At 43.6% G+C, this 26,999-nt stretch carries 27 protein-coding genes; 9 read left to right on the plus strand and 18 right to left on the minus strand.

From position 1 onward, the window contains the following. Nucleotides 1–15 precede the first annotated feature (15 nt). From WJR50_RS08300 to WJR50_RS08330, 7 genes are all read right to left on the minus strand, one after another. A complete protein-coding gene (locus tag WJR50_RS08300) occupies nt 16–912 on the minus strand; it encodes an alpha/beta fold hydrolase (RefSeq protein ID WP_341292785.1) in 897 nt (298 codons plus the stop codon). Between the two features lie 49 nt (nt 913–961). After that, complete coding sequence (locus WJR50_RS08305) at nt 962–1,390, minus strand: VOC family protein (RefSeq protein ID WP_341292786.1); 429 nt, start codon at nt 1,388–1,390, stop codon at nt 962–964. 187 nt (nt 1,391–1,577) lie between these two features. After that, nucleotides 1,578–2,285, minus strand: a complete 708-nt coding sequence (locus tag WJR50_RS08310; RefSeq protein WP_341292787.1) for a carboxypeptidase-like regulatory domain-containing protein — start codon at nt 2,283–2,285, stop codon at nt 1,578–1,580. A 97-nt stretch (nt 2,286–2,382) separates the two neighbouring features. Continuing rightward, entirely contained in the window at nt 2,383–2,832 is a 450-nt protein-coding gene (locus tag WJR50_RS08315) for a GNAT family N-acetyltransferase (protein WP_341292788.1), read from the minus strand. 15 nt (nt 2,833–2,847) lie between these two features. Further along, a complete protein-coding gene (locus WJR50_RS08320) occupies nt 2,848–3,402 on the minus strand; it encodes a YdeI/OmpD-associated family protein (RefSeq protein ID WP_341292789.1) in 555 nt (184 codons plus the stop codon). A 47-nt stretch (nt 3,403–3,449) separates the two neighbouring features. Then, nucleotides 3,450–3,890 carry an aminoglycoside 6'-N-acetyltransferase gene (gene aac(6') / locus WJR50_RS08325; protein WP_341292790.1) on the minus strand — a complete coding sequence of 147 codons (441 nt, stop codon included), beginning with the start codon at nt 3,888–3,890 and terminating at the stop codon, nt 3,450–3,452. A gap of 35 nt (nt 3,891–3,925) precedes the next feature. After that, nucleotides 3,926–4,786, minus strand: a complete 861-nt coding sequence (locus WJR50_RS08330; protein WP_341292791.1) for a hypothetical protein — start codon at nt 4,784–4,786, stop codon at nt 3,926–3,928. 463 nt (nt 4,787–5,249) lie between these two features. On the opposite strand from WJR50_RS08330, the gene WJR50_RS08335 reads away from it, so the two are divergent. From WJR50_RS08335 to WJR50_RS08345, 3 genes are all read left to right on the plus strand, one after another. Continuing rightward, on the plus strand, nt 5,250–7,805 hold the full coding sequence (locus tag WJR50_RS08335; RefSeq protein WP_341292792.1) for a DUF7133 domain-containing protein: 2,556 nt from the start codon (nt 5,250–5,252) through the stop codon (nt 7,803–7,805). An 88-nt stretch (nt 7,806–7,893) separates the two neighbouring features. Further along, complete coding sequence (locus tag WJR50_RS08340; RefSeq protein WP_341292793.1) at nt 7,894–8,994, plus strand: sugar phosphate isomerase/epimerase family protein; 1,101 nt, start codon at nt 7,894–7,896, stop codon at nt 8,992–8,994. A 128-nt stretch (nt 8,995–9,122) separates the two neighbouring features. Continuing rightward, nucleotides 9,123–9,908 carry an SDR family NAD(P)-dependent oxidoreductase gene (locus WJR50_RS08345; protein WP_341292794.1) on the plus strand — a complete coding sequence of 262 codons (786 nt, stop codon included), beginning with the start codon at nt 9,123–9,125 and terminating at the stop codon, nt 9,906–9,908. Between the two features lie 90 nt (nt 9,909–9,998). On the opposite strand, the gene WJR50_RS08350 is transcribed toward WJR50_RS08345, so the two are convergent. Continuing rightward, nucleotides 9,999–11,327 (minus strand): GntP family permease, encoded by a 1,329-nt coding sequence (locus WJR50_RS08350; RefSeq protein WP_341292795.1) that lies wholly within the window; start codon nt 11,325–11,327, stop codon nt 9,999–10,001. A 246-nt stretch (nt 11,328–11,573) separates the two neighbouring features. On the opposite strand from WJR50_RS08350, the gene WJR50_RS08355 reads away from it, so the two are divergent. Further along, nucleotides 11,574–12,341, plus strand: a complete 768-nt coding sequence (locus WJR50_RS08355; protein ID WP_341292796.1) for an SDR family NAD(P)-dependent oxidoreductase — start codon at nt 11,574–11,576, stop codon at nt 12,339–12,341. 339 nt (nt 12,342–12,680) lie between these two features. Here WJR50_RS08355 and WJR50_RS08360 read toward each other — a convergent pair whose 3' ends face one another. The 4 genes from WJR50_RS08360 to WJR50_RS08375 form a co-directional block, all read right to left on the minus strand. After that, entirely contained in the window at nt 12,681–12,935 is a 255-nt protein-coding gene (locus tag WJR50_RS08360) for a hypothetical protein (RefSeq protein ID WP_341292797.1), read from the minus strand. 214 nt (nt 12,936–13,149) lie between these two features. Continuing rightward, the gene (locus WJR50_RS08365; protein WP_341292798.1) at nt 13,150–13,551 is read right to left on the minus strand and encodes a hypothetical protein; all 402 of its coding nucleotides are present in this window, start codon (nt 13,549–13,551) and stop codon (nt 13,150–13,152) included. Nucleotides 13,552–13,712: 161 nt separating this feature from the next. After that, on the minus strand, nt 13,713–14,234 hold the full coding sequence (locus WJR50_RS08370) for a hypothetical protein (RefSeq protein ID WP_341292799.1): 522 nt from the start codon (nt 14,232–14,234) through the stop codon (nt 13,713–13,715). A 12-nt stretch (nt 14,235–14,246) separates the two neighbouring features. Next, complete coding sequence (locus WJR50_RS08375) at nt 14,247–15,089, minus strand: metallophosphoesterase (RefSeq protein ID WP_341292800.1); 843 nt, start codon at nt 15,087–15,089, stop codon at nt 14,247–14,249. 176 nt (nt 15,090–15,265) lie between these two features. Between WJR50_RS08375 and WJR50_RS08380 the strand changes: the two genes are divergently transcribed. The 4 genes from WJR50_RS08380 (at nt 15,266) to WJR50_RS08395 (ending at nt 19,648) form a co-directional block, all read left to right on the plus strand. Further along, entirely contained in the window at nt 15,266–16,414 is a 1,149-nt protein-coding gene (locus WJR50_RS08380) for an FAD-dependent oxidoreductase (RefSeq protein ID WP_341292801.1), read from the plus strand. A 106-nt stretch (nt 16,415–16,520) separates the two neighbouring features. Further along, a complete protein-coding gene (locus tag WJR50_RS08385) occupies nt 16,521–17,837 on the plus strand; it encodes an aminotransferase class V-fold PLP-dependent enzyme (RefSeq protein WP_341292802.1) in 1,317 nt (438 codons plus the stop codon). A gap of 69 nt (nt 17,838–17,906) precedes the next feature. Beyond that, a complete protein-coding gene (locus tag WJR50_RS08390) occupies nt 17,907–19,058 on the plus strand; it encodes a hypothetical protein (RefSeq protein WP_341292803.1) in 1,152 nt (383 codons plus the stop codon). 83 nt (nt 19,059–19,141) lie between these two features. Further along, complete coding sequence (locus WJR50_RS08395; RefSeq protein ID WP_341292804.1) at nt 19,142–19,648, plus strand: RidA family protein; 507 nt, start codon at nt 19,142–19,144, stop codon at nt 19,646–19,648. 142 nt (nt 19,649–19,790) lie between these two features. On the opposite strand, the gene WJR50_RS08400 is transcribed toward WJR50_RS08395, so the two are convergent. From WJR50_RS08400 to nqrF, 5 genes are all read right to left on the minus strand, one after another. Beyond that, nucleotides 19,791–20,039 carry a cytochrome b5 domain-containing protein gene (locus tag WJR50_RS08400; RefSeq protein WP_341292805.1) on the minus strand — a complete coding sequence of 83 codons (249 nt, stop codon included), beginning with the start codon at nt 20,037–20,039 and terminating at the stop codon, nt 19,791–19,793. 134 nt (nt 20,040–20,173) lie between these two features. Then, nucleotides 20,174–20,755: a TetR/AcrR family transcriptional regulator gene (locus WJR50_RS08405; protein WP_341292806.1), complete on the minus strand. Its 582-nt coding sequence runs from the start codon at nt 20,753–20,755 to the stop codon at nt 20,174–20,176. A 78-nt stretch (nt 20,756–20,833) separates the two neighbouring features. Beyond that, complete coding sequence (locus tag WJR50_RS08410; protein WP_341292807.1) at nt 20,834–21,589, minus strand: SDR family oxidoreductase; 756 nt, start codon at nt 21,587–21,589, stop codon at nt 20,834–20,836. 120 nt (nt 21,590–21,709) lie between these two features. After that, nucleotides 21,710–22,882, minus strand: a complete 1,173-nt coding sequence (locus tag WJR50_RS08415) for a formimidoylglutamase (protein ID WP_341292808.1) — start codon at nt 22,880–22,882, stop codon at nt 21,710–21,712. A gap of 133 nt (nt 22,883–23,015) precedes the next feature. Further along, nucleotides 23,016–24,287, minus strand: coding sequence for an NADH:ubiquinone reductase (Na(+)-transporting) subunit F (nqrF, locus tag WJR50_RS08420; protein ID WP_341292809.1), 1,272 nt, complete (start codon nt 24,285–24,287; stop codon nt 23,016–23,018). 231 nt (nt 24,288–24,518) lie between these two features. Here nqrF and WJR50_RS08425 point away from each other — a divergent pair, with 231 nt between their 5' ends. After that, nucleotides 24,519–25,880: a M24 family metallopeptidase gene (locus WJR50_RS08425; protein WP_341292810.1), complete on the plus strand. Its 1,362-nt coding sequence runs from the start codon at nt 24,519–24,521 to the stop codon at nt 25,878–25,880. Between the two features lie 132 nt (nt 25,881–26,012). Here WJR50_RS08425 and WJR50_RS08430 read toward each other — a convergent pair whose 3' ends face one another. Further along, the gene (locus WJR50_RS08430; protein ID WP_341292811.1) at nt 26,013–26,987 is read right to left on the minus strand and encodes an L-threonylcarbamoyladenylate synthase; all 975 of its coding nucleotides are present in this window, start codon (nt 26,985–26,987) and stop codon (nt 26,013–26,015) included. Between the last annotated feature and the right edge of the window lie 12 nt (nt 26,988–26,999).

The raw sequence follows: 26,999 nt of genomic DNA on the forward strand, positions 1-26,999 counted from the left end.
AAGTAGAATACCTTTTTAAACCTTATCCAAAACCTGACGAAGTAAGCGGTTGAGTTCCTCTGATTGCTCTATCATCGGATAATGTCCGCTATCATGGATGTCTATCAGATCGTAATCCACACCAGTTTCTTCCAGTCCCTCTATGGCAGTAGGTGTAGCGTCACTGTTGATCAGGTATAACTTTTTATCCCAGTTAGAAAGCTGCTCTTTCTCCTTAGGGCCGTAATCCATGAGTGATTTCAGACTGGCAGTGGCTACTACCGAATCAGCAGTACCAATATCCTCAGTTACTCTTTTGACTACCGCACTATCAGTAGTAGGATGAAACAGCGCTTGATACGCATAAGCGGTAGCGGTACTATCAAAATCCTGCTCTATCATCGTCATAAAAGAATCTATTTCAGTCTGCACCTCTCCGGTAATTTCCACGCCTACCTCTTTAAAATTATCTATACCAATCAGCGCGATCACCGCTTCAGGCTCAGCCAGGGCAGCTTCCAGAATCACATCACCTCCCATAGAATGCCCGATCAGCACCACGTTTTGCAAATCCAGCTGACCGATCACAGCAGCAACGTCCCGCCCGAAATCTTCTACTCTCCAACTCTCCCGGTTTTTTCCTGACATCCCAAAACCAGGGAGGTCCATAGTCACCACGGTATAGTCTCCACAAAAAGCATCTACCTGAGAAGTCCAGTAAGTCTGATCAATGCACCAGCCATGTACAAAAAGTAAAGTAGTATCCTGAGTACCACAACGCTCATAAGCGATGTCTACTCCATCACGTGTTACTTCTGTTACGGTATTCGTTTCAGAAACCGCTGAGGAATCTTGTTCCTGAGTTTCTGTACTACTGCATGCTATTATGCCAAAAATAAATATCAGACCACAAAAGAAGTTCAATGTTCGCATAAAAAATGTATATGAGATTGAAATAATAGAATGATAAAAAAATAAGCCTTTATTTGGTAGTCTTGCCTTCATAAAGTTTGGTAAAAACTCTGTCCACCGGTTCCCAAAGCTCTATTTTATTGTTTTCAGGATCAAGGATATGCACAAACTTTCCATACTCATAGCTTTCTATTTCATCCAGTACAGTTACGCCGCTGGCTTTGAGTTCTTCCACCAGTTCCTCAATATTTTCTACCCGGTAGTTGATCATAAACTCTTTTTCCGAAGGCTTGAAGTATTCGGTTTTTTCGTCAAAAGGACTCCATTGCAGATAGCCTTTCTGATCAGGTTTGTCAGATTGAATAAACTCAAAGACAGAACCGTATTCATTGGTCACTAATCCCAGATGCTGACTGTACCAATCTTTCATCTTGGCGGGGTCTTTGGTTTTGAAAAATATGCCTCCGATACCGCTTACTTTCTTAGCAGACTTTTTCATAGATAGTGTAGGTTAAATGTGTTGGGGGTTATTTTGTGATGATTATTAATGTGTGGGAAGTTGGAAGCACGAAGCAGGAAGTTTTTTTTTATTACTAAGCTCACAACTTGATTCTTCAACCTTCCAACTCCTAACTTCCCACTTCCCACTTCCTTCTTCCATCTTCCGTCTCCTGACTCCCCGCTTCCTACTCCTTCTCCTTACTAAGCAAACTATCCTGAGTTACAGAATCGCTGGCTACCTTAACCTGTCGCTGTACATTTTGCCAGAGAGAGTCAGGCATGGAAGAGTTCGTCCTCACCGGCCTAAACAAACCTTGACTACGGTTTACATTTCTGAACGCTCTGATCAGTCCGCCGGAGGGGCCGCTGGAGAAAAAAGTAACATCCTGAGGACCGGCCACATACCAGTCGTGATTGTCGTCGCTGTTCATCTGGGGTACATAGCCGGAAAGAAAATAATAGCGGGCAAAATTTACGTTTGACTGCGCCTGCTGTTCTTCTATACTGGGCTTTGCCTCCAGCCTTATCATATCCTGTTTAAATTTCTCTTCCGAAGGCAAGCCCTGTATCACAACTTCCTGCATGGTATTGACGCGCGGGATCAGAAGCACTTTTAGTGTATCCTGTTCCATTTCCTGCATCACTACTTCATAAGGATAGTAGCTGATATGCGATATACGCAGGGTATCATCCATACCAATTGTCAATGAAAAATGACCGTCCAGATCGGTAAAAGTCCCTTGCCCGGAAGTACTGATATTAGCAATGGGGATAGCCTCGTAACGTTGTGCATCGCTGATCTGCCCCCACACTTTCCGCTTTTCAGCCTGTGCATTAGCATCGTGAAGCGTATAAGCTGACAAAAAAAGCAAAAAGAAAAAGAGCCGTATCATATCGTTAGCGTATAATGAAAAAATCAGGAGCCAAGCCTCTTTTCAAAATACTAAATTCTACGCTTTATTTCTGTCAATCAGGCTTATTAAAGATAAACTATATCAACCACTTCGTCATCAACGCTCGTTTGTGTTCTTCAAAGCCTTTACTCCTATACAGCTTTGTTCCTTTTTCATTGTGTCGCTCCACTTCCAGATGTACGGCTTTGATACCCAATTCCTCAGCCTGCTTCAGCACAAAATCCACCGCCTGGCTTCCTATACCCCGGCTCCGGTAAGCTTCTTTCAGGTAAAACTCATCCAGAAAGGCATCCCTGCCTTTGAACTCAAAGCTAAAGCCAAATGTCAGTACAATATAACCTATGATTTCTCCTTCTGAGATGATCACCCAAAGTCTTCCTAATTCAGGATTTGCCTCAAACTTTTTCAGGTTATCAGCGGTCAGTATCTTGTCAAAAGGATAATCATCTATGGTGTAGAAGTCCTCCATCATATGGAGTACATCTTTCAGGTCTTCCGCCTGGGCAAGTACAAAAGAAACACTCATCTGACAGTATATTGGTTAAATTCTTTCTTCTCTTTTACATGCTTCCATTAGCTTTTCAAGCCTTCTTACACGGGTAACTTCCTGCTTGGCGCTCATCACCCAATATATCATCTGCCTTCGGTAATAAGGGGGCTGCGCTTGAAAAAACACCCAGGCTTTTTCATCATTCTTAAACTGAGTTTCCAAAGCTTTATCCAGCTTCTCAGGCTCTTTCTCATAGGCATACACTCGTGATTTGCCCTCTTCGCGCTGGCTGTACTTCTCCAAACCTGCGCTATGCATCAGGCCTTTGGCCTTCAGTTCTTCTACTTTCCCGATATTCACCGCACTCCAGTTGCTCTTAGGTTTGCGCGGTGTAAAACGAATACAATAACTTTCACTATCAATGGACTTACGAATACCATCAATCCAGCCGAAACAAAGCGCCTGATCTACTGACTCCGACCAACTCATGCTGGGCTTCTCGCAACTCACTTTGTAGTAACCCACTAGCAACTCAGTGGCCTGCTCATGATTATCTTCCAGCCATGCTCTGAATTCATCGGGCGTTGCAAAAAATACAGGTTCCATCAATAAAGCTTCATATAAAAAGATGCTGCCAATTTACGGCAAAATCTTTATTCCAACCTTTTCGCAAAACAGACAATGCGGTTTACTTCAGTAAAACCTGCTTTCTTATGAAAGTCTATGCTCTCCTCGTTGGACAATTCCGTATCAGAAGCAAACTCTACACAGCCTTTTTGCCTGGCCCAGCCTTCTCCTGCTGCAATGAGTTGCCTGCCGATCCCAAGCTTGCGGTATTCAGGCTTCACATAGATGCCTTCCACATAGCCAACCGGCGAACTGGAAGTCCCTTCTACATGATCGCTACGCAATGACAGGTGGATAAAAGCAATATACGCTTCTTTCTCCTTTGCCAGAAAGCAGATTTCCGTCTCCGAGCCAGGCAGCTTTTTGTAGTACTCATACTCTTCCTCAAAAACACAGTCCGGCCACAGGGCTAGCGCCAGTTCAGTCAGCACTTTAAGGCAGGCTTCGGTAGCCGGTTCAATGTTCATACTATTTGGAATAAAAATTCAAGCCTGTAAGCCTCTCAGGATTCTATCACCTCAATCAGTTCAAAAACGAGGCTTTGTCCTTCATAATTTACGTATTCCATCTTTACGAATCCATAATTTTCATCAAACCAGAAGTTATGCTGCGAATTTCCAAAAGAGGCGGAGCTTGTGGTTTCTATGTACCAGCAGTTTGCAAACTCCCGATAGGGCGTACTCACAGTTGCCCGATCGGCAATTTCATACTCACTGTAAACGTTTGTATTTTCCCAATCGCCCCAGCCTTCCCCTATTTGCAGCCTATCGGTCCACGACTTACCTATTTCCAGAGGAAGTCTCACGTAGGGAAAAGCAGCTACTTCCGTAAAATGATACTGATTGCTCCTGAAGGGGTGCATCCAAACCACGTCTACATTTTCAATGATTCCTGTTGTACTTTCAGGAACAAATTGCTGATGCTGTGAAAGCGCTTTGTTCACCGCAAACTCCTTTATCTCTGCAAACTGCTCTTCGGAGAACGCATACTGAAACACTACCTCATCCTGCATTTTCGGCTGATACTCCCACCGATTTCCGGTAGCCATCATCCAAACCCTGCTGTCCGAAATCAGCGCTCCGTTTTTATCCTTATAAATAGCACTGTAGATGTACTGCCTGCAGGGCTTAAATACATTTCTGGTGTTTTCAATTTTCTTTACCAAAGTATCTCTCAATACTTCTCCGGTTTCATCATCCAACAGGGAAACATACTGACCATCATACTCGGGCATGGGCGTCTGAGCACATTCCATACTTTTAAACTGTGCTTCCGGGCTTTTACTACAGGCTACAAGCACCGTGAGGGCAAGTAGGAACAGAAGTCTTACTGATCCAGGCATCATATATTTGAGTTCAATCATGTTTGAGGAGCAAGATAAACGTTCTCCTGCCAACTCACATATTTATCGGAAAGGAAGATGCTCCTTTTTTAGGCGGCCACCAGGCCTACCATCCCTAAAAAGTGCAAAAACAAAAAATGGAGCTGTACTGGAGAAAAAACGAAGGATCAATGGAGGCATAACGAAAGCAGCATATAGGCAATTTATAGGAAAAGTACTATTTACCCCTATTCATCTTATGCCTTACCAAAGCTTTGGATATGACAGACTAATGTATGCTGACGGCCTTCTGCTTTTAGGATAAAAACTTATCTTGTCTTTATATGCGCCTGCATGCTTTCTGTTTCTCAGGAGAGAAACAAACTACCTTAGCTCAGATAATTGAACTGAGCTTATATGCTACACGCGCACTTTGCCAATTTCCTAATTTGTAGTATATTATTCCTTTACAACAACCTATTACGCAAAAGCTGTAGCATGACTTATGGTCAGATCTAACTCCTACGCCTACCTGATTGGCACTCTTCTCTTAAGTATAGCAAGCTGTACTGGTAATTTTGAAAATAAAACAGACGAAGGTCCTTCCCCGGCCAAAACTCCTGAAGAAGAACTCAGCACCTTTCAACTGGAACCCGGACTCAAAATACAACTGGTGGCCGCTGAACCTATGGTGCAGGAGCCAGTAGTGATGCGCTTTGATGCCGACGGAAGGCTGTGGGTAGTGGAGATGCGGGGCTTCATGCCCACCATTGAAGGCGAAGGAGAGAACGAACCGGTAGGCCGTATTTCTGTGCTGGAAGACACCGACTTTGACGGAAAAATGGACAAAAGCACTATCTATCTGGATAGTCTCATCATGCCCCGAGCTCTCGCCCTGATTGACAGCGGTGCGCTGGTAGCTGAGAACGAGGCCCTATGGCTTACCAAGGACCTTGATGGCGACCTCATCGCCGATATTAAAACGCTTATTGACCCTGACTATGCCGGCAGCCCTTTGCCGGAGCATTCTGGTAATGGCTTATTACGCGCGGTAGACAACTGGTACTATAATGCCAAATCTCGCTTCCGCTATCGTCTGGTAGATGGCGAATGGCAGCGGGACAGCACCGAATTCAGAGGGCAGTGGGGCATCAGTCAGGATGATGAGGGCAGGCTCTACTACAACTACAACTGGTCGCAGCTGCATGCCGATCTGGTACCGCCCAATTACCTTTCCAGAAACGCGCATCACACGCCTACCACCGGTATTGACCACGGCCTTACCGTAGACAGAAGAATCTACCCCATACGATCTAACCCGGCAATCAATCGCGGCTATATACCCGGTACGCTGGATGAAGAAGGCAAACTGCTGGAATTTACCTCTGCCTGTTCCCCTTTTTACTACCGGGGAACCGCCCTGCCAGACCCTTTCTACGGTAATGTATTCGTCTGCGAACCTTCCGGCAATCTGGTCAAACGCAATGTGGTAGTAGAAAGAGGCCTCCAACTGAATGCCCATGACCCCAATCCTGGCACTGAATTTCTGGCCTCAACCGATGAGCGTTTTCGCCCGGTAGCTATCGCTTCCGGACCGGATGGGGCATTGTACATCGCTGATATGTACCGCGGTCTGGTGCAGCATGGCAAATACATTACGCCCTATCTGAAAGAAAAAACATTAGAACGTAAACTGGTGCTTCCCATCAACCGGGGACGTATCTGGCGAGTGGTACCCGAAGACTGGGAACCCCAAAAGCCACAGCAGCTATCCAAGGCTTCCTCTCAGGAGTTGATTGCACAACTGTCAAGCCCTAACGGATGGCACAGAGACATAGCGCAGCGCCTGCTCATTGAGCGTCATGACCCAGACACTAAGGCTCCGCTAAACGAATTGGTTAAAAATGAAGAAAATACCCTTGCCCGTTTCCATGCTTTATGGACGCTGGAAGGCATGGATATGCTCCAGCCAGAACTGCTTCTTGACCTGCTCACTGACGCCAGCCCCCTCATCAGCGCCAATGCCTTGCGACTACTGGAGCCTATGGCTGCGGATGATCAGCAGTTACAAAAAAAGCTTGGTGAAAAACTACTTCAGATAGCTGAAGACGCTCCTGAAGAACTTACTTTACAAATGGCCTTATCCGCCGAAGTGCTCAATACCCAGGCAGCCTATCCACTACTGGCAGGCATTGCGGAGCGAAGCGGAAGTTCCCCCCTGATCAGGGATGCCGTAATCAGCAGCCTGGAAGATCAGGAATTTCGCTTTTTACAAACCCTCTGGCAATCTCCCCAGTGGAAAGAACAGGAGCCTTCCAAAGCTATTTTTCTGGAAATGCTGGCGACTTCAGTGATACGTAAAAGGGAACCTGCCGAGCTAACTGCCTTGCTAAGTATGCTGGATGTCAATGAAGACGCTTTTAGCTGGCGGGAAAAAGCACTACTCACCAGTATCTCCATACAGGGCAAGCAGGGTAAAATGAAACCGATCATGCTGGCTTCCGCTCCTCATGTTTTAGAACGGGAAGCACAGTCAGGAGCATCAAACTTTGCAGTGCTGGCTTCTCTTTTTGAATGGCCTGGCCATGTGGCTGATACGAGTACAGTTGAAGAACAAAGCCTGCTCAACGAAGAAGAGCAGCAACTGTTTGCGCTGGGTAGACAACATTACCTTACCACCTGCGCCGGTTGCCACGGTACCGATGGAGCTGGCTTAAATCGCTTTGCCCCTCCCTTGGTAGATTCTGAGTGGGTAATTGGCGATGAAAAACGCCTTGCACTCATCGTATTGCACGGCATGGAAGGCACCCTTGAGGTTGGCGGTAAAATCTACGATGCTCCGGAAATACTGCCGGTGATGCCCGCCCATTCTACCCTGGACGATGCCACCATTGCTTCTATCCTGACTTATATCCGCAATGAGTGGGGCAATAATGCCGGAGCAGTCAGCCGGGGCTTGGTAGGTAAAACAAGACTGACTTCTCAGGGAAGAGTAATGCCCTGGAAAGTAGAAGAACTCAATCAATACATTAAAGATACTGAGGAACAGACGGGGCAATGAGAAATAAGTTGAAAGTTAAAGGCTACAAGTTTAAAGGAAACTTCAGTCCTATAACCTGTTCCTAGTTACTATTTAAACAACCTAACGGATGAAATTAATCAAAAAAGAGCAAAGCTATCATTCAGCAGATAGGCGTAGTTTCCTGCAAAAAGCTGGTTTGGGAGCTATGACTTTAAGCTTGCCATCCTTCAGCATTCCTTCCTTCCTGAAAGATGTGCCTATGGGCATAGTAGTACATTCCTACGCCAGCCGATGGCATTCCAAACATGAAAGTCAGAAATACCCTGGCTTTTACGATGCTATTCAACTTTTAGAGCATTGTCAGGAACTTGGTGGAAGCGGTGTACAAGTAGGCGTACACGACTGGAGCAGCGACTTTTCCAAAAAAATCCGCGACAAACGAGAGCAGATGGGCTTGTATCTGGAAGGCTCTATTGGCTTACCTAAAACCGAGAATGAAGTATCTGGATTTGAGCAGGAAGTCAAAACTGCCAAAGAAGCTGGTGTGCAGGTATTGAGAACTGTTTGCCTGAGCGGCCGTCGTTATGAGAACTTCCATACGCTGGAAGATTTTAAGAATTTCAAAAAGCAATCTGTACAATCCCTGCAATGGGCTGAGCCAGTAGTTCGCAAACATAAAATCAGACTGGCAGTAGAAAACCACAAAGACTGGCGCGCCGATGAGCTGGTTAGTCTACTCAAGCAGATAGACAGTGAATGGATAGGCGCCACATTGGACTTTGGCAACAGCATCTCCCTGATGGAAGATCCCATGGAAGTAGTACAAACACTGGTACCCTATGTCTTTACGACGCATGTGAAAGATATGGGCGTAGAAGAATATGAGGATGGCTTCCTGCTTTCAGAAGTGCCCCTGGGGGAAGGCATACTGGATTTACAGCAAATTGTTTCGCTTTGTCGGCAGCATAACCCGCAGGTCACTTTCAACCTGGAAATGATCACCCGTGATCCGCTGGAAGTACCCTGTCTTACGGATGCGTACTGGGCTACTTTTGAGGGAGTATCCGGCAGCGAGCTGGCTCGTACTCTCCGGATGGTAAGGCATAAAAAATACCCTGGTGATCTCCCCAGAGTAACACAACTCCTGCCGGAAGAACGACTGGCAGTGGAAGAAAAAAACGTAGTTACTTCCCTTGCCTACAGTAAAAATCATCTTGAACGAGCCTAAAAGCTAAGAATTCAGGGTTTACAGTTTGAAGTGGATATTTTGCCTGACTTTAGCTGCACACCTTCAACTGTGAACGCTGATCTTGAAATTATTAAACCAATACAATAACTACTAACCATTAACTCTCTATGAGCGAAGAAAAACTACCAGGCATCAAACTATTTGACTTAAGCGGCAAAGCTGCCATCATTACCGGAGGCTCTAAAGGATTAGGCTTAGCTATGGCCGCTGGTCTGGCCTCTGCTGGGGCCAGCGTGATGTTGGTCAACCGGAATGCTGAACAGGGTGCGAATGCTGCCAAAGCTATCAGCGAAGAATATGGCACCAGAGCCATCTCATTCAGCGCCGATATTACCGATGAGCAGCAGACGGAAGCTATGGCTAAGGCCGCGATGGAAGCTTTTGGGCAGATAGATATCCTGATCAACAGTGCTGGCATCAACATCCGGGGAGCGATTGATGAATTGACTTCCAAAGATTTTAAACAGGTGATGGATGTTAATGTGAACGGCACCTGGCTGTGCAGCAAAGCAGTTGTACCCTATATGAAGCAAAAGAAAAGAGGCAGTATCATCAACCTGGCAAGTACACTCGGGCTGGTAGGATTAGCCAACCGTACCCCATATACCGCTAGCAAAGGCGCAGTAGTGCAGATGACCAGGGCACTCGCTTTGGAACTTGCACCTTTCAATATCAATGTGAATGCGATTTGTCCCGGCCCTTTCCTGACAGAAATGAATATCCCCATTGCTGAAACCGAAGAGGCTAAGAAATTTATTGTAGGCGCTACCGCCCTCGGACGCTGGGGAAAACTGAAAGAAATTCAGGGCGCTGCCATTTACCTATCCAGCGACGCTGCTACCTACATGGTGGGTTCTATGCTCACTGTAGATGGTGGCTGGACAGCAAAATGATGTTCATGCAAAAAACTCAGATCCCAAAATAGCACTCATATCTCCGGGATAGCAAATAATAGCTGTCCCGGAGTTTTTTTAGAAAGTTATTTAGAAAAATGAGCTGATGATAAAAATCAATGTAATCGCAGTAGAGGCCATGATCAGAGTACCGATACTGTGCGTCATATAGCCCTGCTTTACATTCATGCCCGTTAACTGTGTCATCGCCCAGAAAAAGCTATCGTTGGCATGAGAGATAGCTGTAGCACCGGCTCCAATCGCCAGTACAGTAAATACTTTAGACATTTCAGAATCCAGTCCCAGTGTACCTAATAAAGGAGCTACAATAGAGGCAGTGGTTACCAAAGCCACCGTAGAAGAACCTTGCGCACTCTTTAGGGCAAAAGCCAAGAGGAAGGGCAACAAAAGACTTAAGTTTCCGGGCTCAATTATGCCACTGACCATGTCTCCTAAACCTGAATTCTGCAGCATTTTGCCAAACACACCGCCTGCACCTGTAATCAGGATGACCGGAGCGGCAATGAGTAGCGCCTCACCAAACCAGCCTGAAGATGATAGCAGCTTTTTGTCAAATTTGGCTGGCAGGACGAAAGATAAAAATGTACCCAACAGTAAGGCGATTACCGGACTTCCCAGAAATGACAGGACATACGTAAATGTATTTTCGCCAAAAGGCCTGGTAGGATAATTAGCAATAGAAGCCAGTACGATTAAGAGCAGAGGCACTGCAATAGGCAAAAAACATTTTACCAGGGAAGGATATTTTTTGACTTCTGTAGTCCTTTCTTCTTCAGCAAATTCTGGAACCAGGTCAATACGAGAGGCATAGTATTTGGCAAAAAAGAAACAGGGCACGAGTGCCAATGAACTTACAATAAAGCCCCACATGATCACCATACCAAGATCAGCTTCCAGGATACCTGCCGCGGCAATAGGCCCGGGGGTAGGCGGCACCAACGAATGGCTGGCTGTCACGCCTAAAGTTATGGCAATTGTCGTGGCTGCGTAGGGTATTTTGCCTTTGAAAGACAAAGATTTACTGATTGGATTAAGCATGATAAAGGTACTGTCTCCAAATACCGGAATTGACAGTATATAGCCAGTGACCATCATCGCCAGCATAACCGATTTTTCTCCAATCCAGGCGAGTATTTTCTGAGCAATCACAAAAGCGCCACCGGTTTTCTCCAAAAAAGTACCGATAATCACTCCAAATAATATTAGCAAGCCTATACTGCCCAATACGCCCCCAAAACCCTCAGAGATGGATTGAATGATCAGTTCGGCTGGCATACCTGCTATCAACCCATAAAAAATGGCTCCTACAAAAAGAGCCAGGAAAGGGTGTATCTCAAACTTAATGATGGCAACAATGATGAAGGCAAAAGCCAGCAAGACGAATAGTAATGTCAGCATAATGTAGTTTTAGGTCGTTGGTTAGTTGTCAGTTTAAGAGCGTCTTTTTTCTCTTTCAAAACTTTAAAATAATGATTTAGGCTTTAAATCGTATCCATAAGGTAAGATTTATCTCATTCTACACTTACTATCCGCCCTTTGGTTAGCCAATTATATCCCCTATCAACAGCCTTCTCTGATCAATAGAGACTAAATTGAGAAAACTCCTTATATTCGGAGATCACACAACCAACAACCTAAACTTACATGATGTCGTTTTTTCCCGATAGGTTCAAAGGCCAGGTCGCACTTATTACCGGAGGTGCCAGCGGACTAGGCAAAGCCATTGCCCAAAGACTAGGCGAGGAAGGAGCCTCTCTGGCGCTCTTTGACCGCAATGAAGCATTGCTGCAAAAAACCAAAGAAGAATTTCTCAACCTGAATCTTCCTACCCAAGCGTATACCGTAGATGTTTCGGATGAAGAACAGGTCATTAAGAGCATAGCGCAGGTAGAAAAAGAGTGTGGTAAAATTGATGTACTGGTACACTCTGCCGGAATTGTTGGCCCCACCAGCACCAAGATAACCGACTACTCTACCCAGGATTTTGACAATATCTACGCCATCAACCTGAAGGGCAGCTTTCTGATGACCAAGCATGTGATCAAAAAAATGGAAGCCCGCAAATATGGCAGAATACTGCTGATCGCCTCTATGGCCGGAAAGGAAGGGAACCCCGGCATGATCGGCTATTCTACAACCAAAGCGGGCGTTATCGGATTGGTGAAATCGGTAGGTAAGGAGTATGCAACAGCCGGAATCACCATCAACGCACTGGCTCCAGCGGTGATCAGAACTGCCATGAATGCCGACACTTCACCCGACCAACTGGCTTATCTTACTGCTAAAATTCCTATGAGTCGGCTCGGAGAACCGGAAGAGGTGGCTGCTATGGTAAGCTTTATCGTCTCTGAAGAAAACAGTTTTTCTACCGGCTTTTTGTATGATATTTCGGGAGGCAGAGCAACTTACTAGCAACTAGTTTTATTTCTTTTCCAGTTGAGCAAGGATAAGGAACAAAGCTCTACAAGTTTAACTTATCTGAGTTTTGTTGGCTATCAAAAATAAGATTGACAAAAACTAACTGACCGATCTGCCGGAAAATAAGGATATAGAGCTAAATAATTAACTTTTGATAATTTCGTTCCGGATGACGACGACTCACAAAACGTGTACTACCGATGATGGGTTGGTGGAGTACATCTGCTTTCTGTCAGATAAGCTCTACGAGCTCATAGTCTTTTTCTTCTCCTTGCAATGAAATGTTGAACTCATAGATGGCCTTTAAGTCAGCTAGCGCTGATCTGGTCCAGACTACTTCACGTTTCGCCACGATTGGATTTGTTCTTTAAGTTCTTGGTGTGAAACAGTATGTCCAGCTTCAATATCTTTTTCACTTTCTTCCAAGAAATTTTCTATTTGATCCTGATCATGCTGTTGACCTTTTACATTGTATATTGCTTCAACTTTAGGAGTCAATAACGTACGTACGGCCTCCAGAGTCGCTTCATCGTCTATTTGATCTATGATATGGTGCAAATCATCTTTGAGTTTTGCTGTATTGCTCATGATGGTATTTTTTATAAAGGTAACGATTTTCCCAATCAGCAATTTTCCGGATCACAGCTCTCTAAGAGTATATGTTTGACTAGCAGTGAGTTAAGTTACCAGCCCCGCATGGAACATCTATTCTATCCATAGATCAAGCCTTTCAAAATGTCAAGACCTGTCTGGCTTTTTGAATGTAAAAAATATTGATAATTCAATTTGAAAAATAGCTGGATTAGTTTGATACGGACTCTATTTCAGCCCAAATTAATTTCACTAATTCAGGGTCATCTTCCATTTCTTGTCCATTTAAGATTATACCAAAGTGTCCTCCTATACATAAGGTGTCAATTTTATTATTATTTGGAAAAAGAATTATTGCTCTAGCATCAAAAATGCTCTCTTTTTCAGCCTTTTTAAGCATTTTAACTCGTTTAAAAAGCTCACTTTGTAAAGTGTCATTGTCCAGTGTTTTATGTTGTAAAACATCACCAAACTCTACCTCTAAAGCCATACAAGAAAGAGGATTTGAAACATGCATATCTCTGGAAGCAAAAAAAACTTCTATTTCATTTGACCAAGAGCCATTACAGCTCCAGAAAAATGATAAAATTAAATATATAAGTATGTGTTTCATTAATTTTTATATTTCTCCGCCTAGTCAATCTAATATTCTCGACATACTGCTCTAATACTATTCCATTCCAGCTTCTTAAATATATAATATATAGCATTAGACCGGAGGCATATAGAATACTGGCTTCCTTTCATATTCTATTTTTTGCTCAGAATTTGTTATTACTTGTCTTTCTTTTCTAGCTGAGCAAGGATTTTCCGTACTCTTGCTTTTACGGATGCAGCTTCGGTCTGCATGGCTTTTTCACACAGAAAATAGACTTCTCTTTGCAGTTCAGGCCGCTGGCGTGAAAGCTCATACATACCCTGTAGTGCCCAGGTTCTTACGAATTTATTATCGCTGGAGAGGCTTTCTCTTACAAAATCCTCAACAGCAAGTTGAGCCTCTTTGGGAATGTCAACTAAAGGTAAAATTTGTAGCAAGTGCAGGCGGCTTTCCCAATTGTATACCTTTTCCAGACTATTGGTCATGGTAATAATTTGCCCATCGGTCAATAGGTTACCCTGCTCCAGATGATATTTGAGCAGCCAGCTCGCGGCTTTCTGGTTTGCTTCTGACTTAAGTAATGAGAGTATTTCTTCTACAAAAGAAGGCTGATCCTGCTGTTGCTGATAAATTCTTTTCAGCTTATCCACCTTTTTACCTTCCCAATCGGACAGTGCCTGTTGTAATAGGGTTTGCATCAGCTACGGCATTTAACCTATCATCAGCTCACGATTCTCTTCTCTGCCAAAACCTTTGACCACCAGACGATCCTGAAAAACTTCTACGATGGCAAAGCTATTCTCCTGCTCAGTTTCTACCATACCTTTAAAGTTGAGAAAATGCACCTGCGCTTTCTGCCCATAATTACCTTTGTGGTTATGTCCATTAAAATATGCTACCACCTGCGGATATTTTGTCAGCAGCTTTACTACTGCTTCATCATTCCAAAGGTTATGAGCATCTTTGGGATAGAGTGGATAATGTCCCATGACTATTATCTTTTCTCCCTGAGAAGCGGCTTCTTCCAGCTTCGTTTGCAGCCATCCTAATTGCTTACGGCTTATCCCTCCATTCCATGCTTTGGCATTGATGGCATTGTTTTCCTCCATTTGCTTAAGCATTGCTTCCGCTTCTTTGGTTGCCTCACTTCCTTGTGGGTGAGCGAAAGTAGAAATTTCATTACCATTCAAAATGATAAAACGCCAGCTCAGGTAGGAAAAATCGTAATAAGCAGATTCATGCATACCCAAACGAGCTGCTACTTCTTCTTTTTTATCTTCTTCTACCGCATAGTCATGATTTCCTAAAGTGCGGTATACCGGAAATTTGGACTGAGCATACACTTCCAGAATCTTATCAAAACTGCTGAAGTCACGGTCAATCAAGTCTCCTACATCCAGGATAAAACTTAGTTCGTGCTGATTAAGAGTATGCAGGCAATCGGCAAGTTTTTGGGTAGATTTTCGGTAATGACGCCCGATGGCAGGATCACAATCGCAGTACTGGGCATCAGCTATCACGCCAAATGAAAAAAGAGCTTGTTTTTTCGCCACGCTTCAGGAGTTGGTTCAAAAGTACAAGTTTACACAGAATCAAACTGTTTATCCAGCCTACGGTGAAAATACAAATCAATCAAATATTCAACTTATTTTTCTGCATATAACTTAATATTTATTTTGATATTTAATAGATTTACAAAATTATATACCTAATCTAAATAATATTCCTCATGAACCGACGCCTGTTTCTGAAAAATACCGGAATGGCTACCCTTGCTGCCGGTGCTGCAGCCTGTACACCAAGTGCCATGCGCATTGCCAAAAAACAGGTCAATATCATTCACTCATCGCAGTACCTGCCCAAGTTGCGCATATCCATGGACAGAGTGATTAAGGAGACCGTAGGCTTACGCCCTTACCGGACTCTCGGCCCAAGAATTGAAAAGGAGGAGTTGGGCAGTAAAACTCTGGTACACAATTACGGTCATGGGGGCAGTGGCTGGTCGCTTTCCTGGGGTTCGGCTGAGCTTGCTGCCGACCTGGTGGCGAGTAGTGGAGAGAAGAAAATCGCAGTGGTAGGCTGTGGAGTCATTGGCCTTACTACCGCCCGTATGCTACAGTTCAGGGGCTACGATGTTACCATCTATACCAAAGAAATGGCGCCTAACATTACTTCCAGTAAAGCCACCGGAACCTGGTCGCCTTCCCATCGTCTGATTGAAAAGGAAAATATTACGCCTGAGTTTTACGAAAAATTTAAAAGGGCGCATACTACCTCTTTCCGTACTTACCAGAATCTTCTTGGTCTGGGAGACTATGTTGTCTGGACAGACAGCTACTCCGTGCGTGATGAACCTCGTCTGGAACGTGATCATGATATGGATGAGAGTGATGAAAAATATGCCTTCATGAATGTATTACCTCAGACAGTAGCCCTTAAAAAAGGCGAACATCCTTTTAAAGCTGATTATGTTTACCGCAGTACTTCTATGGTGTTTAACATTCCTTCACTGCTGAAACTCTACACAGATGACTTTCTGAGATTTGGAGGAAAAGTAAAAATTCAGGAATTTAAGTCACTGGAAGATTTTGATGCTTTAGCTGAAAAATGTGTGGTCAACTGTACTGGTATCGGGGCTAAGCAAATTACCAATGATGAATGTTTGACGCCTATCTCCGGCCAACTGGCTTTTTTGATTCCACAAAATTATGTGGACTACCGCATCAATACCCGTGGTGCTTATACTATCAATCGTAAAGATGGGATGATCGTAGGCGGCACGCATAATATGGGAAGTTGGGATACCAACCCCAGTAAAGAAGATACCGAAAAGATGGTAATGGCTATTAAGAATGTAGCCGATCAGATGTACACCTAGTTAAAAGTTCACCCTGAATTTTTTCAGGGTCTATATTTCATATTATACACTAGTCCCTGAAACAAGCTCATAGGCAACTACTTTGGGGTAAACCTTTAACGCTATCATGACCTTAAGACGAAGCTTTCTCAAAAAACTGGCCGGAGCATCCGGGGCCTTATCGCTAAGCCCTTTTATGACCAAAGTGCTGGCCGAAGATGTCAAAGATGCTCTGGTGCATCTCAACCGACTAAATCCTGAAGATGCGGCACAGGATGAAGAACTGTGGCACCGTATCCAGCAGGCTTACACCGTCTCTCCTAATATCATCAATCTTAACAATGGGGGTGTAAGTCCCCAGCCTAAAATCGTGCAGGATGCTGTAGATCGTTATTACCATTATTCTAATGAGGCCCCATCTTATTATATGTGGCGCATATTAGATCAGGGAAGAGAATCTCTGCGTATGAAGCTGGCCGATGTAGCGCACTGCTCTCCCGAAGAGGTAGCCATCAACCGAAATGCTACTGAAGCCCTGGATACCATTATCTTTGGCATGGACCTGCAAAAAGGAGATGAAGTGCTGCTCTGCAAATATGATTACCCTAACATGTTCAATGCCTGGAAAACCCGTGCTAAACGGACAGGCATCAAGCTCAACTGGATTACGCTGGACCTGGCAATGGAAGATGAAGATGCCATAGTACAGCGCTATCTGGAGGGCCTTACGCCCAAAACCAAAGTGGCTCACATCACCCAGTTGATCAACTGGTCCGGACAGATCGTACCTGCCGGGAAAATTTGTGCGGAGATGAAAAAAAGAGGGATTAAAACCATTGTAGACGGGGCACATGCTTTTGCTCACATAGATTCTGACCTCACGGCTATGGATTGCGACTACTTTGGCACTAGTCTGCATAAGTGGCTGTGTGCCCCTTTCGGCACCGGCATGATACACGTTAAAAAGAAAAATATAGCCGATTTATGGCCGCTCATTCCTGATCATGAGCCTGAGCGTGATGATATTCGTAAATTTGAGAGTCTGGGTACCCGCTCCTTTGCTCCTGAGCAGGCAGTTGGCCAGGCGATTGATTTTCATAATGCCATTGGCGCTGAGCGCAAAAGAGCTCGGTTGCACTACCTCAAGCGCTATTGGGCAGATAAGGTAAAAGATCACCCTATGGTAAAAATCAACACTCCACTGTCAGCAGATTTCTCTTGTGCCCTCTGTAATGTTGGTATAGAAGGCATAGATGCGCCGGAAATCAACAATAGGCTTTTCAATGAATATAAGATACATGCTACGCCGGTAAAATGGGAAGCGATCAATGGTGTACGCATTACACCGCATGTCTATACCAAACTCAGTGATCTTGACAGATTAGAAAAAGCATTACTTACTTTTGCTGATGAGCAATCCAAACAGTCCTTAAAAATGAACTGATATGGTACAAGCTTAGGCATTTTGGCTCACTTTTAGCATGATATTTAGGTACAACAATATCTTAGTATCATGCTAAAGCTTCGTTATATATACATTATTTTATTTGCATTTACAGTACTGGCCTCCTGCAATTCCAGTAAAAAACTACTGGAAAAAGGAGCATACTATCAGTCAGTAATGGCAGCAGTCGATAAATTGCAGAAAAGCCCCAACAACAAAAAATCTCAGAGGGCGCTGCTTAAAGCTTACCCTTTAGCTACGCAGAAGTTCTTGAATGAGATCAAGAAAGCAAAAAGTAATGCGATGCATATGCCCTGGACTAATATTGCAGATTCGTATCAGGCACTGAATAATATGTACGAAGCTATTAATGCTTCGCCTAAAGCAAGACAAATTATTCGTAACCCCCAGGAGTATTACAAGCAATATGCTCAGGTAAAGGAAAAAGCGGCGGAAGAACAATACGTTGAGGGCGAAAAAGCACTCAAAAGAGGTACTCGCGAAGATGCTAAAGAAGCTTACTATTATTTTCTGAATGCCAATGACTTTCAGCCGAGTTACAAAGATGTAGACCGTAAATTGAGAGTGGCGCGGGAAGCAGCTACCCTTGTAGTAGTAGTAGAGGCGGTACCAGTACCTTCCCGTTACTTTAAGGTAAGTGCAGATTTCTTTTACGATCAGGTGGATAAGCATTTAAGATCACTTATGAGCCGGAATCAATTTCTCGCTTTTTATACTGAGAAAGATGCCAAAAGAGCAGGTATCACTGTTCCTGACCAGGTACTTAAGCTACAGTTTGAAGACTTTTCTGTCGGGCAAAGTAAAGCTTTTCAGAAAGAAGAAACTATCACGCGCGATAGTGTAAAAGTGGGCGAAGTAGAATTGGAAGACGGTACTAAGAAGCCGGTTTTGGGTACAGTTTCAGCAAAATTGATCACCCGACGCTTGGAAGTACTCTCAGGAGGCATTTTGAGCATGACGGTTAACGATGGTTTCAACAAGACCCGAATTTATCGGGATGAGATGCCAGGCGAATTTTTGTGGTTCGCTGAATGGGGAACTTTTAAAGGTGATGAAAGAGCACTGAGCGAAGAGCAAACAAAAGTATGTAATAGCCTGGAAATGAGCCCTCCATTACCTCAGGACCTTTTTGTAGAATTTACCAAGCCTATCTATAGTCAGTTGACAGATAAGCTAAACCAATACTATCAGAATATCTAAACCATTTAATATTATAGTTCTTGGTGTAATGGTTTTATAGTTTGAGCCAATATACCATAACACTATTTAACCAAACCTAAACCATGTACAAATCACTTTACTACCTAACATTTACTTTAACAGTATTTCTTGTCTCCTGTAATAGTCAAAGTAAACCTGCTGCAGAGGAAGAAGAAGCGACAGAAGTGGCGCCAGAAAAGACTGAAGCTACTAGCAAGAAGATCATCAAAACAGACATGGCTCCCAATCCGGTAGGACCTTATAATCAGGCCATCATGGCTGGAAATACCCTATACCTGGCAGGGCAGATCGGTATTAACCCTGAAAGTGGAGAAATGGTTACATCCAGCATAGAAGAAGAAGCTACGCAGGTAATGAATAATCTTCAGGCAGTGCTTAAAGAAGGTGGCATGGATATGAATAATGTTGTCCAGACTACCATTTACATGACTGACCTGAACGATTTTGGAAAGGTAAATGAAATCTACGGAAGCTATTTTGGTGATATGGCTCCTTCAAGGGTTACTGTTGGCGTGGCATCTTTGCCGAAAGGAGCACATCTGGAAATCTCCATGATTGCTGTTGAGTAATACTAATTTCAAATTAACAATTTCAGACTGAAGATTGATAAGTTTATGATTATCATGCATTTAATAAATTTTCTGTCCATAACGGAAAAAATTTAAAGTTATAGGTTAAGGGTTGTAAGTTTAAAGAACACAACATAAATTTTTAACCTGTAACTTTTAACTTTCCAACTGCCTTAAATCTTTCAAAAACTTTAGCGGTATGGGGTGCATCCGGAAGTTCATCGGTGAGATCCTGCCCGGCCCAGTGTTCATAATGTTTACCTCTATGCCATAATCTGGAGGTACTTACATCATAAATTACTCCCTGATAAGCCACCCAGATTTCTTCCTTATCCTGCCCGTTTCGGAGTGCCAGTTGTGCTTTACTGTATTCTTTTAAGCTTGCTGCCATGCTGAAATCACGCTGATTTTACTGGAAGATAGAGTTTCTTGTTTCATCAATGCACTTCTATGAGGTATGGGGATAAATCAATGCACGTAAGCATAAATTTTTTCAGCATAAAAAGCCAGTGATTAAGCAACAAGCTAATCCAATACCGCCAACCCTGCCTTGACTGATGCCATTAACTCTTCTTTATTAGGATTGATCTTACCTACTACCTTGATACCATTGTATAAGGTAAACAGAAAAGCTGCCAGTGCTTTGGCATCTTTATCAGGAGAGATTTCGCCCTTCTTTATACCAGACATAAGGTAATCATAAAAAATCTTCTCAAAATCAGCTTTATTTTCTGACAACTGTGAACATATTTTCTGGTCACCTGGTATCAGTTCGGTAGTAGTATTGACTGCGAGGCAGCCTTTTGCCTCTTTATCAGCTACTGATTCATCTACAGCATAATCAAAAAGCCTGAATATGCCTTCTTTGATAGAAGACTGCTGTGCTAAAAAATGTAACACCCGCTGCCTGTTTTCTCTTTTGTAAAGAGCAAAGGCCCTATCAAATAATGCTTCTTTACTACCGAAAGTATCATAGAGGCTAGCCCGGTTGATACCTAGTGCATCTACCAGATCCTGCATTGAGGTAGCATGATAGCCTTTCATTGAAAAAAGCTGTATGGCTTTCTGAAGGACTTCTTCTTCTTTAAACAGTTTTACTCTGGGCATAAGAAAAGGCTAAGATAAATAGCTTAGCCTTAAAACAAACACATATGGAACGACCGTTCCAAAAAATGATAAAATTTTTTATGCCAATACAGGATTGATATTGATTCCACCATCAACATTATACTCGCTTCCCGTGATGAAGGAAGCATCATCAGAAGCGAGGAAAGCAACCAGCTTAGCTACTTCACTAGTCTCACCAAAACGCTTCATAGGCACACGATCTTGCATGGCTGCGGCAAAACCGTTAAGCTGTTCTTCGGGCAATCCCGATTTTCCGAAAATAGGGGTAGAAATTGGTCCCGGATTGACCGCATTGATCCGTATTTTTCTGGCAGCCAGTTCGCTAGCAGCCGTCCGGGTATAAGAATTGAGTGCTGCTTTTGAAGCTGCATAGACCGCTGTATTAGGCATTCCGGTATAAGCATTGATTGAGGATAAATTAATGATGGAAGCACCTTCATTCAGAATAGGTAAAAACTTCTCAATAGTGAAAACTGCTCCTTTAAAATTGATCCCCATCTGGTGATCAAACATTTCTTCTGTAATTTGCCCGACAGGAGCTGGTAAGAAAACACCTGCATTCACAAATAAGATATCTACTTTTTGAAATTCTTCTTTGATCTGTGCTACCACTTGCTCTACAGCAGGTAAGTTACTTACATCTGCTACCAAGCCTTTTACGCCAAGTTCTTGTGCGGCCTTTCTAACTTTCTCTTCAGACCTGCCGGTAATAATTACCCTAGCTCCTTTTTCTTTTAACTCCTGTGCTGTGGCATAACCGATACCACTATTGCCTCCAGTTACTACTGCTATCTTTCCGTTTAGATTACTCATAATATTAATTTGTTGGATAGAAATTATTTGGAACGATCGTTCCTTTTTAATACATAGATACTAGAACGATCATTCCATAATTAGGTTTTAAAAATTTACCAGAAACTAAAAAGATTAATCTTACAGATACTTAGCGTGGTTTTGTATCCAGCGATCGGGGAGTTCGCCTTTGGTAGCCATTTCGTAGTCTGAAGGATCGCAGGGTACGATACTTTGTCGTTCCTTCACAGCTTCTACCTGTGGATTGGGCACTTCCATCCACCATTTTTCACTCCTTTTGGCTTTATAGAAAGTAAGTACGGAGGGTTTGGAAGGCATGGGCACGATGTATTTGATAAAATCATTACTCTCAAAATTACTTTCGTAAGTACGGTGATAATAGCCTTCTATTACATACCAGACCATCGTAGCTACTACCGAAGCTGTCTTTTTGCGCTCATTGTCCCAATCGGGGTTATACTCATAAAAACCCGCTGAGGTTAGCTTTTCGCTATGTCCAGCATACCAGCACAATTGACAGGCTTCCTGTCCGCTAAGGCCAAAAGCCTGCGCATGACGATTGCCGGGGGCATCATCCATTTTGATAGCAGTAATGTCAAAGCTCAGCATATCTGCCGCACGAATAACCGGCTCCATCGCATTGAGGTTTTGGTTGACTAGCCCCAGACGATACGTATCAAAGTAAAATTTATCAAGAAGAAGAGGAACAGAATTATCTACCAGATAGCTTTGGTAGCCAATATGGCTGTAGTTGAGCAGATAGTTGGGGTCATGTACCAACATCTTGTGCAGATGATTTCTATGTTCATTCCCTTCTATTCCCTCAGTATTGTTAGGGTCAATATCTATAAAAGCATCTACGCTCAGTACGTTAATCAGTTTTTCCATACTTTCATAAGCCTGGTACTGCCCATAATCCAGGTCATGTGTGCCTCCTATCAGTATCGGAAAAGTATTATGGTTAATCAGCGTTTCGCATACCTCTTTGATCCTGAGATATGTCTCCTCCAAACTATGAGCGTTATTCAGATTGCCCAGGTCCACAATTTTATAAGCACCACTACCTTTCTTGAGTTGGTATAATGCTTTTCTCACACTATTGGCAGCCCGCTCAGTTCCACCATTCTCATGATTTCCCCTATTCTCTGTTATTCCGATAATGGCAATATCTGCACCTTCATAATCTGGAAATATGTCGGTATAAATCTGTATGGCACGAAAAAAACTATTGGTAGCACTAGCTTCTTTATACACATCTGCTTCAAGAGGCTTAAAGAAAATACTTAGGTTCATAATACACTTAAATCATTGGGAAGAGGCAAATTACAAATTGCTCCGTTGGAAATAAAGTCTTTCTCCAAAGCAACGTATACAAAAAAAGGAGTGATCTCTCACTCCTTTTCTGTCACCTAATATTCTGCTTGGATTAACCTCCAAAGTCGTCAAACCTGATATTCTCAGGGGGAACACCCATGTCGTCCAGCATTTTAAGAACAGCAGCGTTCATCAAAGGAGGACCACAGAGATAGAACTCAACTTCGTCCGGCTCAGGGTGATCTTTCAAATAATTGTCATACAGTGCCTGGTGAATAAATCCGGTATAGCCTTTCCAGTTATCTTCCGGTAATGGCTCAGAAAGCGCAATATTGTAGGTAAAGTTAGGAAACTCTTCCTCAATCTTACGGAAGTGGTTGGTATAAAAAAGCTCACGCTTAGAACGTCCACCGTACCAATAAGATACTTTGCGGTCTGTCTTCTCGGTATGGAACAGGTGGAAAATATGTGATCTCAAAGGAGCCATACCTGCACCACCACCGATGTAGACCATCTCGCGATCAGTAGGGTTAATGAAGAACTCACCATAAGGTCCGGAAATCGTTACTTTATCACCTGGCTTTCTGGAGAATACATACGAAGAGCAGATTCCTGGATTCACATCCATCCACTTGCCAGCGGCTCTGTCCCAAGGTGGCGTCGCGATACGGATCGTCAACATAATAATATTACCTTCGGCGGGGTGGTTGGCCATGGAGTAAGCACGGAAGATCGCCTCTGGATTCTTCATCTTCAGATCCCACAGCTTAAATTTATCCCAGTCACTCTGGTATACATCCTCAGGGTGCTCAAGCTCCGGCTTGGGTGTAATATCCATTGTTTTATAATCCACCTCAATCTCAGGCACATCAATTTGAATATAACCTCCTGATTCAAAGTCCAGCGTTTCGCCCTCAGGCAGTTTCACTACAAATTCTTTAATGAAGGTAGAAACGTTATAGTTAGAAACCACTTCACACTCCCACTTCTTAATACCGAAGATTTCTTCAGGAATGCGGATGCGCATATCATTTTTTACCTTTACCTGGCAAGAAAGGCGTACATTCTCCTGCTTTTCCTTACGGCTAAGGTGACCTTCTTCTGTGGGCAGCACATCTCCACCACCTTCGTCAATTGCACACTTGCACATGGCACAAGTACCACCGCCGCCACAGGCGGATGGCAAGAAAATTTTCTCACCGGAAAGCGTGGAGAGCAAGGTACTACCTGCTTGAGTGACAATAGGGTTTTTCTCATCTCCGTTGACAATGATCTTTACATCGCCCTGCTGCACCAGTTTGGACTGGGCATAGAGCAGCAACATTACCAACAGCAGGATGATCAGTGTAAAAGCAATAATAGATGTTATAACAACCTGCGTCATTTGACTAGCGTGTTAGATTTATACATTAAAAGTTGGACTGCAAATATATCTAATAAATTGGTATTACGATGAATATATGTACTCAAATTCTATGGTGTACAAAATCATCCACATAACGCACTCTGATGCAAAAAAGTTGGTATAAACTGTCAATTTATCTTGCCCTGACTTTTACCCTAAATTCAGGGTAAATATTATATTTGCGGTTTGCACTTACCAACCTTCCTAAATATGTACAGATTTACTTTAAGTTTCCTTCTTTGTTTGTCGGGTTACTTAGGCTATGCCCAAACCGCTGATTTGCCGTATATTCTTCCTTTGAAGGAAAGGGCAAGTACCATGGATCAAATACTGGAGGAGCGTTTTCATACACTTCTACCCAAAATCATGGAAGAGGAAGGTATTGACATGTGGCTTATCATTGCGCGTGAGTACAATGAAGACCCGGTGATCAGGACCATGCTACCTTCTACCTGGTTGTCTGCCCGCCGCCGTACTATTTTGGCTATTTATCATGAGCCCGGAAACGAAACTGTAGAAGGGCAGGCAGTAGCTCGTTACAATGTAGGAAACATCTTTGCCAGCGCATGGAACCCTGAGGAAGAACCTGACCAGTGGAAAAGGCTGGCAGCTATTATAGCTGAGAAAAATCCTCAAAAAATCGGTATCAACACTTCCGAAGTTTTCAATCATGCTGATGGGCTGACCAGTACAGAACATCAGGCTTTTTTGAACAGTTTGCCCAAAAAATTTCAAAACAGGGTAGTTTCTGCCGAGCAGTTGGCTGTACGCTGGCTGGAAACCCGTACTGATACCGAGTTGGCTATTTACGAGCAGATTTGCCGCATTGCTCATACCATCATCGCAGAAGGATTGTCTGAAAAAGTGATTCAGCCGGGAGTTACTACCAATGAAGATGTAAAATGGTGGTATAGAGAACGCATCGCTGAACTTAAGCTCCAGGCCTGGTTTCACCCCTCGGTAGACATTATTCGTGCTGATCCGGAAACTGATGAGGCCAGTCGTTCATTTGCCGCCCAAACTACTCCCAATGAAGGAGTAATCATGCCCGGTGACCTTATCCATATTGATTTCGGGATTACCTATCTGCGTCTGAATACCGATATGCAGCAAAATGCTTATGTACTTAAGCCTGGAGAAACTGCCCCTCCACAGGGGCTGGTAGAAGCCCTGGCAAAAGGAAACCGGCTACAGGATATACTGACTTCTCATTTCAAAGAAGGCCGTAGTGGTAATGAAGCCCTACGCCTTACGCGTCAGCAGGCGATAGACGAGGGTTTAGTACCCAGCATTTACAGTCACCCTATAGGATATCACGGGCATGCGGCCGGACCGGCGGTAGGTATGTGGGATAATCAGGAGGGTGTACCTTCGGGAGAACATCCATTATACAATAATACCTGCTATGCGATTGAGCTAAACACCCGAGTAAAAATTCCGGAGTGGAACAACAAAGAAATTCGTATGATGCTGGAAGAAACGGCTGTCTTTAAAGATGGAGAAGTGCGCTACATTGACGGTCGACAAAAGGAGTTCATGCTCATTCCGAGGCAGTCGCCTAATATGCGGTAGAAAAGTTATTGTTCTGAGTGTTATGGTGTTATGGTGTTATGGAAGGTATTGTCTTTATAAGATATGAGATTAAAAATTATTTAAGAATCAATAAAATCCATTATCATTATTTTCTAAGATGAACACTACCTTCTACTCCTTCTCTGCGGCGGCTCTTTGGAGGCGGTCGTTGATGGCTTTGCCGAGGCCGTATTCTGGCATATACTCAGCCAATATGTATTTGACGGGCAGCTTATCCAACTCCCGCAATGCTGAAAAAAGACCCTGTGCCGCCTCATTCAGGTCACCAACTACCGATAGTGCTACCTGACGTTCATTAGCAACCTGGGGGTAATAATCTTTCAGGGAGATGATAGCTACTTCTTCCTTGTTATACTTACCCAAAAGATCACCAAGGTTTCCTACCACCACTTTTTTGCCTGGTGCATAATGACTCTTGAGCATGCCGGGAGCTTTGGGGTCTAAGTTGCCTTCTAATTTGGCATGTATTCTCACATTAGCCTTTCCTACGATTTCTTCAATGGCCTCCTGGCTTGTGCCTCCCAAACGATAAATCACAAGTTGCTCATTCTCAAAGCCTACGATGGTAGATTCTATCCCCACTGCACATTCGCCACCGTCCAGAATGTAGTCAATTTTATCCCCTAATTGTTCCTCCACATGAGCAGGACGGGTAGGGCTAATGTAGCCAAAAGGATTAGCACTGGGAGCTGCAAGTGGAAAATCCAGCTTTTCTAATAATGCTAAAGTCAATGGATGATTGGGAATTCTGACTGCCACATGTTCTGAGCCAGCAGTAACCAAATCGGGGATAATATCTTTTTTGGGCAACAACAAAGTAAGAGGGCCTGGCCAGAAAGCATGAGCTAACTGAAAAGCCATACGAGGTATCTGCTTCACATACCTTTCTACCCGCTCAATATCATGTGTATGGGTAATCAGTGGGTTAAATGACGGACGGTTTTTGGCAGCAAAAATTTTGCTTACCGCATTAGCACTAAATGCATTCGCTGCCAGCCCATACACTGTCTCTGTGGGGATAGCCACAAGTCCATCGTCCTGCAGATAATGGATGGCTTGTACTATATCTTTACCTATTTGCGCCATTTGATGAAATAT

Source organism: Catalinimonas locisalis (assembly GCF_038039535.1).
Lineage (GTDB): Bacteria > Bacteroidota > Bacteroidia > Cytophagales > Cyclobacteriaceae > Catalinimonas.

What these genes read in the sequence shown, in the direction of transcription:
- WJR50_RS08360 (WP_341292797.1), bottom strand. Translation starts at nt 12,935, where the DNA reads ATGAGCAATACAGCAAAACTCAAAGATGATTTGCACCATATCATAGAT.
- WJR50_RS08345 (WP_341292794.1), top strand. Translation starts at nt 9,123, where the DNA reads ATGAGCGAAGAAAAACTACCAGGCATCAAACTATTTGACTTAAGCGGC.
- WJR50_RS08365 (WP_341292798.1), bottom strand. Translation starts at nt 13,551, where the DNA reads ATGAAACACATACTTATATATTTAATTTTATCATTTTTCTGGAGCTGT.
- WJR50_RS08340 (WP_341292793.1), top strand. Translation starts at nt 7,894, where the DNA reads ATGAAATTAATCAAAAAAGAGCAAAGCTATCATTCAGCAGATAGGCGT.
- WJR50_RS08405 (WP_341292806.1), bottom strand. Translation starts at nt 20,755, where the DNA reads ATGCCCAGAGTAAAACTGTTTAAAGAAGAAGAAGTCCTTCAGAAAGCC.
- WJR50_RS08415 (WP_341292808.1), bottom strand. Translation starts at nt 22,882, where the DNA reads ATGAACCTAAGTATTTTCTTTAAGCCTCTTGAAGCAGATGTGTATAAA.
- WJR50_RS08305 (WP_341292786.1), bottom strand. Translation starts at nt 1,390, where the DNA reads ATGAAAAAGTCTGCTAAGAAAGTAAGCGGTATCGGAGGCATATTTTTC.
- nqrF (WP_341292809.1), bottom strand. Translation starts at nt 24,287, where the DNA reads ATGACGCAGGTTGTTATAACATCTATTATTGCTTTTACACTGATCATC.
- WJR50_RS08380 (WP_341292801.1), top strand. Translation starts at nt 15,266, where the DNA reads ATGAACCGACGCCTGTTTCTGAAAAATACCGGAATGGCTACCCTTGCT.
- WJR50_RS08430 (WP_341292811.1), bottom strand. Translation starts at nt 26,987, where the DNA reads ATGGCGCAAATAGGTAAAGATATAGTACAAGCCATCCATTATCTGCAG.
- WJR50_RS08320 (WP_341292789.1), bottom strand. Translation starts at nt 3,402, where the DNA reads ATGGAACCTGTATTTTTTGCAACGCCCGATGAATTCAGAGCATGGCTG.
- WJR50_RS08400 (WP_341292805.1), bottom strand. Translation starts at nt 20,039, where the DNA reads ATGGCAGCAAGCTTAAAAGAATACAGTAAAGCACAACTGGCACTCCGA.
- WJR50_RS08330 (WP_341292791.1), bottom strand. Translation starts at nt 4,786, where the DNA reads ATGATTGAACTCAAATATATGATGCCTGGATCAGTAAGACTTCTGTTC.
- WJR50_RS08335 (WP_341292792.1), top strand. Translation starts at nt 5,250, where the DNA reads ATGGTCAGATCTAACTCCTACGCCTACCTGATTGGCACTCTTCTCTTA.
- WJR50_RS08425 (WP_341292810.1), top strand. Translation starts at nt 24,519, where the DNA reads ATGTACAGATTTACTTTAAGTTTCCTTCTTTGTTTGTCGGGTTACTTA.
- WJR50_RS08315 (WP_341292788.1), bottom strand. Translation starts at nt 2,832, where the DNA reads ATGAGTGTTTCTTTTGTACTTGCCCAGGCGGAAGACCTGAAAGATGTA.
- WJR50_RS08350 (WP_341292795.1), bottom strand. Translation starts at nt 11,327, where the DNA reads ATGCTGACATTACTATTCGTCTTGCTGGCTTTTGCCTTCATCATTGTT.
- WJR50_RS08410 (WP_341292807.1), bottom strand. Translation starts at nt 21,589, where the DNA reads ATGAGTAATCTAAACGGAAAGATAGCAGTAGTAACTGGAGGCAATAGT.
- WJR50_RS08395 (WP_341292804.1), top strand. Translation starts at nt 19,142, where the DNA reads ATGTACAAATCACTTTACTACCTAACATTTACTTTAACAGTATTTCTT.
- WJR50_RS08300 (WP_341292785.1), bottom strand. Translation starts at nt 912, where the DNA reads ATGCGAACATTGAACTTCTTTTGTGGTCTGATATTTATTTTTGGCATA.
- WJR50_RS08370 (WP_341292799.1), bottom strand. Translation starts at nt 14,234, where the DNA reads ATGCAAACCCTATTACAACAGGCACTGTCCGATTGGGAAGGTAAAAAG.
- WJR50_RS08385 (WP_341292802.1), top strand. Translation starts at nt 16,521, where the DNA reads ATGACCTTAAGACGAAGCTTTCTCAAAAAACTGGCCGGAGCATCCGGG.
- WJR50_RS08355 (WP_341292796.1), top strand. Translation starts at nt 11,574, where the DNA reads ATGATGTCGTTTTTTCCCGATAGGTTCAAAGGCCAGGTCGCACTTATT.
- WJR50_RS08390 (WP_341292803.1), top strand. Translation starts at nt 17,907, where the DNA reads ATGCTAAAGCTTCGTTATATATACATTATTTTATTTGCATTTACAGTA.
- WJR50_RS08310 (WP_341292787.1), bottom strand. Translation starts at nt 2,285, where the DNA reads ATGATACGGCTCTTTTTCTTTTTGCTTTTTTTGTCAGCTTATACGCTT.